At 64.9% G+C, this 11,941-nt stretch carries 15 protein-coding genes; 5 read left to right on the forward strand and 10 right to left on the reverse strand.

Translation table 11 applies throughout. The features are described from left to right. Positions 1-64: 64 nt before the first annotated feature. The 4 genes from QYL91_RS08625 to QYL91_RS08640 are packed head-to-tail and all read right to left on the reverse strand — an operon-like array spanning position 65 to position 2,817. Positions 65-751: a cytochrome c biogenesis CcdA family protein gene (locus QYL91_RS08625; RefSeq protein WP_302080095.1), complete on the reverse strand. Its 687-nt coding sequence runs from the start codon at positions 749-751 to the stop codon at positions 65-67. Then, a complete protein-coding gene (locus QYL91_RS08630) occupies positions 748-1,293 on the reverse strand; it encodes a TlpA family protein disulfide reductase (RefSeq protein WP_302080096.1) in 546 nt (181 codons plus the stop codon). Before QYL91_RS08630 ends, QYL91_RS08625 begins: the two co-directional genes overlap by 4 nt. A gap of 39 nt (positions 1,294-1,332) precedes the next feature. Continuing rightward, positions 1,333-2,121: a sulfite exporter TauE/SafE family protein gene (locus QYL91_RS08635; RefSeq protein ID WP_302080097.1), complete on the reverse strand. Its 789-nt coding sequence runs from the start codon at positions 2,119-2,121 to the stop codon at positions 1,333-1,335. 3 nt (positions 2,122-2,124) lie between these two features. Next, positions 2,125-2,817 (reverse strand): SCO family protein, encoded by a 693-nt coding sequence (locus QYL91_RS08640; protein ID WP_302080098.1) that lies wholly within the window; start codon positions 2,815-2,817, stop codon positions 2,125-2,127. Between the two features lie 107 nt (positions 2,818-2,924). Between QYL91_RS08640 and QYL91_RS08645 the strand changes: the two genes are divergently transcribed. After that, on the forward strand, positions 2,925-3,752 hold the full coding sequence (locus QYL91_RS08645) for a nitrous oxide reductase accessory protein NosL (RefSeq protein WP_302080099.1): 828 nt from the start codon (positions 2,925-2,927) through the stop codon (positions 3,750-3,752). A 2-nt stretch (positions 3,753-3,754) separates the two neighbouring features. Here QYL91_RS08645 and QYL91_RS08650 read toward each other — a convergent pair whose 3' ends face one another. Together QYL91_RS08650 and QYL91_RS08655 are read right to left on the reverse strand one after the other, a co-directional pair. After that, a complete protein-coding gene (locus tag QYL91_RS08650) occupies positions 3,755-4,267 on the reverse strand; it encodes a winged helix-turn-helix transcriptional regulator (RefSeq protein WP_302080100.1) in 513 nt (170 codons plus the stop codon). A gap of 70 nt (positions 4,268-4,337) precedes the next feature. After that, positions 4,338-4,658, reverse strand: coding sequence for a DUF7471 family protein (locus tag QYL91_RS08655; protein ID WP_302080101.1), 321 nt, complete (start codon positions 4,656-4,658; stop codon positions 4,338-4,340). Between the two features lie 120 nt (positions 4,659-4,778). Here QYL91_RS08655 and QYL91_RS08660 point away from each other — a divergent pair, with 120 nt between their 5' ends. The 3 genes from QYL91_RS08660 to QYL91_RS08670 all read left to right on the forward strand — a co-directional run bounded on the left by QYL91_RS08660 (position 4,779) and on the right by QYL91_RS08670 (position 7,732). After that, the gene (locus QYL91_RS08660) at positions 4,779-4,994 is read left to right on the forward strand and encodes a YgaP family membrane protein (RefSeq protein ID WP_302080102.1); all 216 of its coding nucleotides are present in this window, start codon (positions 4,779-4,781) and stop codon (positions 4,992-4,994) included. Positions 4,995-5,006: 12 nt separating this feature from the next. After that, entirely contained in the window at positions 5,007-6,254 is a 1,248-nt protein-coding gene (locus tag QYL91_RS08665; RefSeq protein WP_302080103.1) for a M20 family metallopeptidase, read from the forward strand. Between the two features lie 221 nt (positions 6,255-6,475). Further along, complete coding sequence (locus tag QYL91_RS08670; protein WP_302080104.1) at positions 6,476-7,732, forward strand: Glu/Leu/Phe/Val family dehydrogenase; 1,257 nt, start codon at positions 6,476-6,478, stop codon at positions 7,730-7,732. Positions 7,733-7,750: 18 nt separating this feature from the next. On the opposite strand, the gene meaB is transcribed toward QYL91_RS08670, so the two are convergent. Together meaB and QYL91_RS08680 are read right to left on the reverse strand one after the other, a co-directional pair. Then, on the reverse strand, positions 7,751-8,800 hold the full coding sequence (gene meaB, locus QYL91_RS08675; RefSeq protein ID WP_302080105.1) for a methylmalonyl Co-A mutase-associated GTPase MeaB: 1,050 nt from the start codon (positions 8,798-8,800) through the stop codon (positions 7,751-7,753). Beyond that, the gene (locus tag QYL91_RS08680) at positions 8,797-9,216 is read right to left on the reverse strand and encodes a cobalamin B12-binding domain-containing protein (protein ID WP_302080106.1); all 420 of its coding nucleotides are present in this window, start codon (positions 9,214-9,216) and stop codon (positions 8,797-8,799) included. The genes meaB and QYL91_RS08680 overlap by 4 nt, the downstream gene beginning before the upstream one ends. Positions 9,217-9,393: 177 nt before the next feature. Between QYL91_RS08680 and QYL91_RS08685 the strand changes: the two genes are divergently transcribed. Then, positions 9,394-10,062, forward strand: a complete 669-nt coding sequence (locus QYL91_RS08685; RefSeq protein ID WP_302080107.1) for a DUF420 domain-containing protein — start codon at positions 9,394-9,396, stop codon at positions 10,060-10,062. Here the strand turns inward: QYL91_RS08685 and QYL91_RS08690 are convergent, their stop codons facing one another. After that, entirely contained in the window at positions 10,063-10,911 is an 849-nt protein-coding gene (locus QYL91_RS08690) for an ABC transporter permease subunit (protein ID WP_302080108.1), read from the reverse strand. Beyond that, the gene (locus tag QYL91_RS08695; protein WP_302080109.1) at positions 10,908-11,870 is read right to left on the reverse strand and encodes an ABC transporter ATP-binding protein; all 963 of its coding nucleotides are present in this window, start codon (positions 11,868-11,870) and stop codon (positions 10,908-10,910) included. The genes QYL91_RS08690 and QYL91_RS08695 overlap by 4 nt, the downstream gene beginning before the upstream one ends. Positions 11,871-11,941 lie beyond the last annotated feature (71 nt).

An 11,941-nucleotide genomic window follows, 5' to 3' on the forward strand; every position in this document is an offset into this window, starting at 1 on the left:
ACCAGGGCATACGCACCGGCTACGTTTAATTGTTTTGCATAGTGGGTACAATACTATCGCCCGGTCACACCACACTCGAGAACGTCGGGACGGCAGCCGGCGCGATGGCGACGGCGACTTGGCCGGCGCCGGCGACGACCAGGACGACGCCCGCGGCCTGCTCCAGGTGGGTGCCGTAGTCGGTCAGCCGGCCCGTGGCGACGTCGAGTCCCAGCCCGACAGCGACGGTCACGGCCAGCAACGGGACGGCGACAGCACCCGCGTAGACGGCGACGACGGCGGCCGCCGCGGGTGTGGGGAGCGTAATCGTCTGGACCACGACGGCCAGAAAGACCGGGAGCACACAGCCCGCCGACGCACCGGCGTAGCCGACTCCAAAGAGTGCGAAGCCGGGCGTGTCCGCGCGGCGTGCCGGCAAGGGAACGCGCCAGTCGGGGGCGCGGTCGGTCACGACGAGGGCGCCAAACAGGAGGAGTGCAAGGCCGACGAGCGGTTCGACGACCGGGAGCAGTCGGGTGACTGGCCGGCCGACGGCGATGGCAAGGCCCGCGAGCGCGCCGAGTGTCACGAGCACGCCGACTGCCGCCGCGAGTCCACGCGTGAGGACGCCGGCAGCGCGCTGGCTCCCGTTTGCCGTACTCGTGTAGTAGCCGATGTACCCGGGCACGAGCGGGAGTGCACACGGCGAGAGGAAGGTCGCGACGCCGGCACCGGCGGCAAAGACGAGGTGACTCGCGAGCGCGTCGCTCACGACTGGCCACCGGCGCGTGCCGACTGAATCTCCTCGACAATCCTCGATGCCGTCGTGCGCCCGGAGTGAGACCACGTTACGGTGCCGTCGGGCGCGATGACCACGGCCGTCGGGACGCTCGTCGCATCGTATCGGCGTGCGAGCGTGGTGCCATCGTCGGCGGCGACCGGCCAGCGGCCGTCGTGGTCGGCCCACCACGACGCGACTTCCGCTTTCGAGACGCTCAACCCGACGGGTTCACTGGTCACCGAGAGAAACTGTACGTCGTCGTCGATGCGCTGGTGGGCCTGGCCGACGACCGACATCTGGGCCGCACAGATGTCACAGGTGGTCGCGAAGAACTCGACGAACGTCACGCGGCCCGATTCCGGGACGGTCGCGGTCCCTGCCTCGCTCCCGGGGGCGTCGATGGTCTCGACGGTCACCGGTCCTGTCTCCTCGTCGTCGCCGGCGCCGGTCATCGATTCACCGAGGCCGTCACAGCCAGCGGTGGCGGCCGCTGTCGCGGTCGCGAGTGTCGCGAGTAGCTCACGTCTGCGCACGCGAGTCACCCCCTGGTGTCGACTGTCGGCCTGTGTCCGTTACCATGGCTGGAAGTGCGGCAGCGGCACGGCCGGGAGCACGACGCCGAGTGCGGCGAGTCCGTGCTGGAGCGGGATGTACCCCAGCACGACGAAGGCGACCCCGAGCGCCCGGTGGAGGTGTTTGCGGCCGCTCACGTCCAGGCCGTTGAACACCGTCCCCGTCAGGAACACGGCCGGAACGGTTCCCAGACCGAGCGCCGCGAGTGCGGCCGCACCGCCGAGTGCAGAGCCCTGGACGAACGCGTACAGGTATGCGGGGTACAACAGGGGACAGGGCAGGAAGCCGTGGACGGCGCCGAGACCGGCGATGCGGTAGTCCCCGACCCACGCGTCCACGCGGGGGAGCAGGTGACCACGCACCGTGGCAGCGACGCGTTCGATGCCCGGTATCGGTATCGTCCGGCCGCCCCCGCCGGTGGCGTAGCTCGCACCGACCGCGGCGACGACCAGTCCCACGGCGATGCCCGTGACGGCGCGAACTTCGGTCGCGACGAGCGTCACGTCGCGGACGCTGACGAAGACGAGTTCGCCGGCGAGTCCGAAGAGCGCGCCCAACAGCGTGTAGCTGGCCGTCCGGCCGAGATTGAACAGCGTGTGCTGGCGAACCTCTCCGAGTGTGAGAAAGTCTCCCCGGCCGGTCTCGTCCATCCGGTCGGCGTACGTCGCGACCAGCGGGCCACACATCCCGATGCAGTGGGCACCCCCGAGCAACCCGACGAGTGCCAGCACTGGCAACCCGAGCGTCTCCGTTCCGAGCAGTGGGTTGGCTGGTGTGCATGTTGCCATCGGTCAGGTGGTGGCGTCGACGACAGCCTCCACGTCCGAGAGGACGCGCTCGTGGTCTGGACTGTCGGTCCGGTAGGCCCGCTCGACGACGCCGTCGGGGTTCCGGAGGAAGGTCAACGAGAGGTGACGGAAATCGTAGCCGGGGAGCCGCTGGGACTCGCCTGCGCCGATGCGGTCGAAGGTGATGCCAAGTTTCTCGTCGACGACTGCGCTGGCGCGCGCTTCGCTCTCCGGTCGGAGGAAGCGCCAGTTCCCAGCGTCCATGTCGACGTTCATCTGCTTGCCGTACTCCCGGAGGGTCTCGGCGTCGTCGCGTGCGGGGTCGAACGTAATCGCCAGGAAGGTCACGTCGTCGTCGATGCCCTTCTCGACGGTGCCCTGCTGGACGCCGGCCAGCTGTCCGATGAGTCGGACACACTCGACCGGACAGGTGGCGAAAAAACCGGTCACGACCAGCGTCTTGTCGATGTCGCCTGTCGAGACTGTCTCGCCGGCCAGCGGGTCCGGGACGGAGACGTCCGGGAACTGCTCCCCGTAGGCCGGGTACGGAATGTCGCCGCTGTCGTACTGCTGGTCGGCCGGCGGGTCGAGAACCGGGTCGCCCTCCCCACCACTGTCACCGAGGACCGACGTGAGACAGCCGGCGCTCGCGGCGGCAGTTGTGAGGCTGGCTGCAAGATAGGTCCGTCTGTCCATCACTCGATGCTAGCGAGCAGGCACAGGTAAGCGGTCTGGTGCACCTCTCGAAATACTTCGATGGGCGCACCAGACCGGATATATGGCTCGTCGCGGTAGCTCATGATATGCGAAGTCGAGATGGTCCATCCCTCGACCGACGGACGATGCTCGCACTGCTTGGAACCAGTTCGGCCGTTGCCCTCGCAGGCTGTGGTGGCGACGGCGGAAACGGTGACGACGACGACGGGTCTACTCCGGCAACCCTGTCAGACGAGGTCGCCGACGAGTACGAGCGAGCGACTGCGATAAATGGAGAACGGCGCGACCCGGACTCGCTGTCGACGAAAGATGCGGTGAACTATCAGGACCAGCCACAGGACGGCAAGCAGTGTTCGGGCTGTGCCTACTACATCCCGGACAAGAACGGTGACGGCATCGGTGCCTGTGCCCTTGTCGAAGGGAACATCGAGCCAAGCGGCTACTGTGTGAGCTACGTCGCCTACGAAGACGGCGACACCGCCCAGGCCGTCGACGTTCCCGCGGACGCCCGGTGTGCCGTCTGTGACATGAAGGTCGCGAACTTCCCGGAGTGGAACGCGCAGGCGGTCCACGCGGACGACACACGGGAGTTTTTCTGTACCTCGGGGTGTGCGACGACTTACTACGCCGCGACAGACGACTTCGCGGAGACGGACGCCGACATCGCCGGGCTGTGGGTCAGAGACTTCGAGACGCGGGACCTCGTCGACGGCACGAGTGCCGTCTACGCACTGGAGACCGACTCGGACCGCGTCGACGACCCGATGCGGCTGAACCCGGCGCCCTTTGCGACCCGTGCGGATGCCGTGGCGTACGTCGACGAAGTAGACTATCTCACAGAAGAGGATATCGTCGAACTGTCGGCGTTCGACCGCGACCAGGCGAGTCAGTACCGCGGGAAGTTCCTCGAGTAGGCTCAGTCGGCAAGTCCCGCATCGACCAGGCGCGTAAAGCGGTCGACGAGCCGGTCGGGAAGCGAGGGCGTGACTTCGTCTAGGAGTCGACGGGTCTCCTCGGGCCGTGTCAGTTTGATGTGGCTCCGACCGTGTTCGTCGTAGCATTTCTCTGCAACGTCGGCCTCGACGAGCGTCGAGACGTGCCAGGAGATAGTGCTGCGGGCCACGTCGAGGTCCGCTGCCAGGTCCGCTGCCGACGGCTCGGTCTCCCCGAGCGCGGTGACGATGATACTCCGGACAGTCTCCCGGCGGAGCAGGGCGATAGTCCGTTGCTCCCACGGGTCGTATCCAGTCGGGAAGTAGTGGGTCCGTCCGCGCAACTCTTCGGTGTCGAGGGTGCCAGCCTCGCACAGCCGGCGGAGGTGATACTGCGCCTGTCCGGTCGCGATGTCGAGGTTCCGGGCGAGCTCGTTGAAGTGGACGCCCGGGTGGGACTCGATGTGCTGGTGGACGCTCCGTCTCACATCGCTCATATTCACTCCCGGCTAGCTGTCTGTCGCATAAATAGGTCACACCTGTTCCCGGTCGCCGAGAACGACGCGTTTAGACCGACGGCGACGGTGGTCCGCTGCGATAGAGCGCGTACAGGACTAGCGTCGCAATCGCGAAATCGGAGCCGTGTTCGATGAGGTGGTGAACGGGCATGGGCACCATCCCCAGTGCCGTCCCGAAGCCGACGATAGAGCGAGCGACGAGCAGGCCGAGCGCGACCGTCAACAGCAGGTAGACGCTCGTCCCGCGGCGCCGGTAGCCGGCCAGCCCGACTAGAAACAGCGCTGCCGTCCCCAGCGTCGCCAGCCCGAGGACGACGAGCAGTATCGCGGCCTCGGTCCCGCTCAGCCACTCCCCGATTGCCTGGTACATCTCTCAGGGGAGCGTAGATGCTCGGCTGGCGAGTGTGTTACGACTTCCCGACGGCCGTCGCACCCGAATCTTGTGCATCCACTACACAATCTATTTCACGCTTCCGACCGAAGGTAGCGTATGGAACAGAACGTAGGCGGTCTTGACAGAACAGCACGACTCGTCGTGGGGCCGATTCTGGCGATCGTCGGAATCGCGACGCTCCTCGAAGTGCTCGACTTGGGGACCGTATTCGGCGCGGCAGCGCTCCTGTTCGGTGTCGTCTTCCTCGTCACTGGGCTGACGCGGGTGTGTTTCCTGCACCGGCTGCTCGGTATCAACACCTGTCGTCGATAGGGCAGCCAGTCGATGACCGACGCGCACGCAGTGGTGACGTCGTTTCTCGACGACCACCGCCAATCGCTGGTCGACCAGGCCGGTGACCTTCTCGCTGTCGACACGCAGAACCCGCCGGGCGAGACAGCGCCGCTCGTCGATACCCTCGAACAGACACTCTCGGAGCTCGGTCTCCGGACCGACCGGGTCGTCGCCGACCCGGCGAAGCCGAACCTGGTCGCGACACTCCCGGGACAGTCAGACCGGACGCTGCTGTACAACGGCCACCTCGATACCGTCCCGTACGACGCCGACGCGTGGACGTACGACCCGCTCGGCGAGCGCGACGGCGACCGCCTCTACGGTCGCGGCGCGACGGACATGAAAGGCGCAGTCGCAGCGATGGTTGCGGCCGCGCGCGCCTTCGCAGAGACGGGAACTCGACCACCGGTCACACTGCAGTTTGCCTTCGTCAGCGACGAGGAGACCAGTGGTGAGGCGGGGTTGCCCACGCTGCTGGCCCAGCGGGACCTGGACGCCGACGGCTGTGTCATCGGGGAGACCACTTGCGAGCAGGGTCGCCACTCGGTGACCGTCGCCGACCGCGGGAGCATCTGGCTGACACTGTCTGCGACAGGCGAGGCGGCACACGGGTCCAGACCGATGCTCGGCGAGAACGCCATCGACCGCCTCTACGACGCCGTCGAACGCATCCGGGCGGAGTTTGGCACCGAACGGTTCGACCTGGCGGCGGCACTCGACCCGATAGTCGAGGAGTCGGTCGCGTACTATGCGCCCCGACTCGGTGAGACGGCCGCCAGAGAACTGTTCACCCATCCGACGGTCAATCTCGGGACAATCGAAGGGGGCGAGAGCGTCAACTCCGTCCCGCAGTCGGCACGCGCCCGCATCGACATCCGTCTCGCGCCGGCCGTCGACACCGAGCGCGTCCTCGGCCGCATCCGGGCGTGTGCCGACGACTGTACGGGCATCACCATCGAGGACGTGAGCTGGAGCGTCGGCACCTACGAACCACTCGACAGTCCGCTGGTCGACGCTGTCGCCGAGACGGCCGAAACCGTCACCGGTGACAGAATCTATCGTCGGAGTGCGACCGGCGGTGGCGACGCGAAGACGCTTCGCAGGGCCGGCATCCCGACCGTCGAGTTCGGATTGGGGACGGACACCGCCCACGCCGTCGACGAGTACACCACCGTCGAGGCACTCGCCGGCAACGCCGCCGTCTACGCGACGCTTCCCTTTGCGTTCGCGTCAGCGTGACCCATCGCTTCCAGTCTCGGCGATGCAGGCTGTCAGTTCCCGGTTCAGGAGCTAACGCGAACGGGATTGCCTCGACCGGCCTGCAATCCTCAATGAACAATAATGTATGAAACGTGATGCTCACAGTACAAATGTCCAGGGCCAGGGGGCTTGTAGCACTGATTTTCTAAAACATTTCGAGTGACTTTTTAACCGTCATTTTCGTAGTGTGAATTACACACATGGCCGACGAGGTAAACCCATTCGAATCACTGGGTGAGCAAATCGACGACGCAGCACAGTATGTAGACGTGAGTGACGGAATGCTCGAGCGGCTGAAAAACCCCGAGCGAGTGCTCGAGACGAACCTCACCGTCGAGATGGACGACGGAACGACGGAGGTGTTTACGGCCTATCGCTCGCAGTTCAACGGTGACCGCGGGCCGTACAAGGGTGGTATCCGGTATCACCCCGAGGTCAACCGAGAGGAAGTCAAGGCGCTGTCGGGCTGGATGGCCTACAAGACTGCCGTCGTCGGCATCCCGCTCGGTGGCGGGAAGGGTGGCATCGTCATCGACCCCGAGCAGTACTCCGAGAACGAACTCGAACGTGTCACGCGCTCGTTCGCGAAGGAACTGCGCCCGCTCATCGGCGTGGACAAGGACATCCCCGCGCCCGACGTGAACACGGGCCAGCGGGAGATGAACTGGATCAAGGACACCTACGAGACGCTGGAAAACACCACCGAACCCGGCGTCATCACCGGCAAGTCCATCGCGGACGGCGGCAGCGAGGGCCGTGTCGAGGCGACCGGCCGCTCGACGGTGCTGGCCGCCCGTGAGGCCTTTGACTACCGCGACGAGGACATCGCCGACGCGACCGTCGCCATCCAGGGGTACGGCAACGCCGGCTGGATTACCGCCGACCTCGTCGACGAGATGGGCGCGACGGTCGTCGCCGTCTCCGACTCCAGCGGTGGCATCTACAGCGAGGACGGCTTCGACCCTGTCGCGGTCAAAGACCACAAAAACGAGACCGGCAGCGTCGTCGGCTACCACGGTGCCGACGAGGAGATCAGCAACGACGACCTCCTGACCCTCGACGTCGACCTGCTCGTCCCCGCCGCGCTGGGCAACGCAATCGACGCCGAGCTCGCCGAGGACGTCACGGCCGACGTCATCTCCGAGGCCGCCAACGGCCCCATCACCCCCGCGGCCGACGAGGTTCTCTCCGAGAAGGACGTGCTCGTGATTCCGGACATCCTGGCCAACGCCGGCGGTGTCACGGTCTCGTACTTCGAGTGGGTCCAGAACCGCCAGCGGTTCCACTGGACCGAAGAGCGCGTCAACAACGAACTCGAGAGCATCATCGTCGAACAGTTCTGGAACCTCGTCGACGCCTTCGAGGACCACGACCTCTCGACGTTCCGCGTCGCGGCCTACGTCGTCGCTCTCCAGCGCATCGACGACGCAGCAGAAGAGTTCGGCCCGTGGCCCTGACCTGACTGGTCCAGCACTTCACTCCCGGTTTTCTTCAAGACACTCTTCGAGCGGGGCGAGCAGTTCGTCGGAGACAGAATAGGGGTCCGTCTCGCGGTCACGGACCCGCTCGGCGTACTGGTCGAGCCCACCTCGATGTTCGATTTCGGCTTCGAGCAGCGCGCTCGTGTCCTCGCGGAGCAGTGTTCGAATCTCCTCGGCGTAGCGCATCCGCGCCTGTGTTTCGAGTTCGCCACTCGTCGCCAGATGCTCGCGATGGTCGCCCAGCGCATCGAGGACGTCCTGTACGCCCTCGCTGTCCTTGGCGACCGCTTCGACGATAGGTGGAACCCACGCGTCCTCGTCGTCCCCGTTGGCTGTGTCTTCTTCGGGCCGGTCGAACCCGCCGGCGCTCGCGCCGTGGTGGCCCACGCGGGCGGGCATCCCGCCGTCGCGGTACTGTATCATCTCTTTGAGTTCCTGGACGGTCCGGTGTGCGCCCTCGAGGTCGGCCTTGTTGACGACGAAGAGGTCGGCGATTTCGAGGATACCCGCCTTGAGCATCTGGACGTCGTCGCCGCTCCCCGGCGGCACGAGGACGGCGACGGTGTCGGCCATCTTCACGATGTCAATCTCGTTTTGCCCGGCGCCGACAGTCTCGATGATGATCTTGTCCTTGCCGAAGGCGTCGAGTGCTTTGACCGCGTCCGTCGTCGCCGTCGAGAGCCCGCCCAGCGAGCCACGGGCGGACATCGAGCGAAAGAACACGTCCATATCGCCGGTGTTCGAGGCCATCCGGATGCGGTCGCCCAGCACCGCGCCGCCGGTAAACGGCGAGGACGGGTCGATGGCGATGACGCCGACCGTGAGTCCCTGGTCGCGGTACTCGGCGGCCATCTTGTCGACGAGCGTCGACTTGCCAGCACCCGGTGAGCCGGTGATTCCGACGACGTCTGCGTGGCCGGTGTGTTCGTGCAGCTGGGAGACCAGTTCGCGATAGCCCGGCGCTCTGTTCTCGATTTTCGTGATGACGCGTGCCAGCGCGCGGTGCTCGCCGGCGAGGAGGTCGTCGATGAGCTCTGTCGTCATCGCCGTTCGGGGACGTTCTCACGGACGTACTCGACCATCTCGTCCATCGACGCACCGGGGCCGAACACCTCTGCGACGCCTTCGGCTTTCAGGTCGTCCTCGTCGTCGTCCGGGATGATACCGCCGACGAGAATGAGCGTGTCCTCGAACGCGCCGTACTCTTTGAGCCCCTCAACGATTCGGGGGACGAGGGTATCGTGTGCGCCGGAGAGAATCGAGATACCGAGGACGTCGACGTCCTCCTGGACTGTCGCCTGGACGATTTCGTCCGGCGACCGATGGAGACCGGAGTAGATAACCTCGAACCCTGCGTCACGGAACGCACGGGAGATGACGTGGGCCCCCCGGTCGTGCCCGTCCAGTCCCGCCTTGGCGACAAGGCATCGAATCGTTCGCTGCTCCTGATTTGCGCTCATACTGCGTACTTATCCCGTTTGCTCGCTTCACTGTTACGGTCACACAGTTCTACCCTGGATCTATCGCGTGCTCGCACCGTATCGAGTGGGTTCCAGCCTGTCGCGCGAACTGTCCCTGATGACTCCTGGCGGGGGAAAATCCAAACCAACTACTCTCTGCAGACCCGAACGCGGGGTATGGCAGTCGCCGATAGTGTCCGGTCAGGTCTCCGTGCTCGTCCGCGTGCCATCACCGCCGTCCTCTCGGTTATCGGGTACGTCCTGGTCGGCGGGGCACTCTACGGGTTCATCCCACTCTTTCCGGACCTCTCCCGGGAGACAGTAAACCTCTTTAGCCACATCATCGCCGGCATCAACACGCTGGCGCTGACCTCGCTTCTCGTCGGCGTGTACTTCATCAAGACAGACCAGGTGCGCAAACACCGCGCAGCGATGTTGACCGCCTTCTCGCTTATCCTCCTCTTTCTGGTCTTCTATCTGTGGAAGACCGGCGGAGGCTTCGAGAAGGCGATCGTCGCGCCGGAACTGGCGACGCTCGTCTACCTCGCGATGCTCGGCATCCACATCTTCCTCTCGGTCGTCGCCGTTCCCGTCGTGCTCTATGCCGTCATCCTCGGGCTCTCGCACACGCCGACGGAACTGCGCGAGACCAGCCACGCCCGCTACGGTCGGATTGCTGTCACGGCATGGAGCATCAGCCTCGCGCTGGGGATTATCACGTACTTCTTGCTCAACCACGTCTACGACTGGAAGGTCCGCCACGCGGCCGTGCTTCTCTTTGTCGCTGTGCCGTCGGTCCGCCGTCGTGTAGCGAATCTCCGAGGCCGGCTCGAAAGCGAGGAGTAGTTACCCGAGTTGGGCGCTGTTGAACCGCCAGAAGCCGACAGCCAGCGGCGCGACCACCCAGAAGGTGAGGATGACCAGCATGAACCACCCCTGGATGTAGAACGGGTCGGCGGTTCGACCTGCTGTCCCGACCATCTCGAGGAACTCGTCGCTCATGAACAGTTTCGTCGAGTTCAGATAGGCGCCGGTCGGGCTAATCGAGAAGACGAATTCGAGGAGGTTCTGGTAGTTGTCGGGGTCGCGACCGAGTTGTTCGAGGAGGAAGCGCAGCATCTCGGTAGGCTGGACGGGGAGGAAGTTCCAGACGAGATTAAAGAGGAAAAAGAAGCCAATCGAGCCACCGATGGCACGCGAACGGGACCCGGTGGCCGCGGAGATGCCGACGGCCACGCTGACATACGCCAGCGCGTAGAGGAGCGTCACCGCGATGAACGTCAGGTAATCGCCCCACTCGAAGGTCATATCGGGGACCAGTACCATCCCGGCGAGCGTGCCGACGACGAATGCGACGAGGATGCCGGCGACGACGATCGCGGTCCGCGAGATGAGTTTCCCGGCGATGACCGACGAGCGTTTGACCGGCGCGCTCAGGGTGAACTTGATGCTCCCCGATTCTCGCTCGCCGGCAATCGAGAGGTAGGCCGCGACGAGTGCAATCAGCGGAATGACCAGCGCGCCGCCGAGACCGAGCAGCGACCACATGATGGCATAAAAGTCCGGATTCTCCGCCGTACTCTGCCCCCAGAAAAACAGGAGCATGAACAGCGTGTACAGCACGACCGGCCCCCAGACGAGTTTCGCACGCCGCACGTCCAGGAAGTCCCGCTTTGCGATTGAGAGGGTACTCATGCCGTCACCTCCGGCGCCTCGTCGCTGGCATCACTGTCGCGTCTCGTGGCCGCGTCGCTCCCAGTGTAGCGTCTGAACACCTCTTCGAGCGAGGTGTCCTCCGAGAGAATATCGACCACGTCGGTCCGACTGTTGACGTGTTCGACCACGTCCACCTTCACGGCGGGGTCCGTACAGGTAATCGAGAGGATACGCTCGTTTACCAGCACGTCCTCGACGCCGGAGAGCGCGTCGAGTCCCAGGTTGTCGGGGACCGACGCGACTTCCAGGTCGATGGTGGCGATACCGCCCTCGTCGCGCAGCGTCTCGATGGAGTCTTCGACCATCAGCGTCCCCTCGTTGAGGATGGCGACGCGGTCACAGACCGCTTCGACTTCGCTGAGGATGTGACTGGAGAAAAAGACCGTCGTCCCCTGCTCGGCCTGGGCCTGGATTATCTCGCGCATCTCCTGCATTCCTGTCGGATCCAGTCCAGAGGAGGGCTCGTCGAGGATGAGCAGTTCGGGGTCGCCGACCAGCGCCATGCCGAGTGCGAGTCGCTGTTGCATCCCCTTCGAGAAGTCGCCGGCTTTCCGGTCGGCGGCCTCGGGGATGCCGACCGTCTCCAGAATCTCCATCGCGTCGTCGGTGGCGTCTTTCGTCTCTTTCATCCACTCGATGTGCTCGCGGGCGGTCAGCCGTTCGAACACTTCACATCCCTCGGGCAAGACGCCGGTGCGCTTGCGGACCGCCATCGACTCGGATTGGACGTCGTAGCCGAGTACCTCTGCGCTCCCCTCGGTGGGGTCGAGGAAGTTCAGGAGGATGTTTATCGTGGTAGACTTTCCAGCACCGTTGGGGCCGAGAAAGCCAAACACTTCGCCTCTGTCGACTGTGAGGTCGAGACCATCCAGGGCAGTGATGGCCGTTTCCCCAGACCCGAACCGTTTGGTCAGGTCGTCAGTCTGGATTGCGGGCATACAGGAACTACCACCGAAGTGACAGTACAAAGTATTTTTTATATCTTGTGGCCGTCACATCGCTCCGTTAG

Source organism: Salinibaculum rarum (genome assembly GCF_030505615.1).
GTDB lineage: Archaea > Halobacteriota > Halobacteria > Halobacteriales > Haloarculaceae > Salinibaculum > Salinibaculum rarum.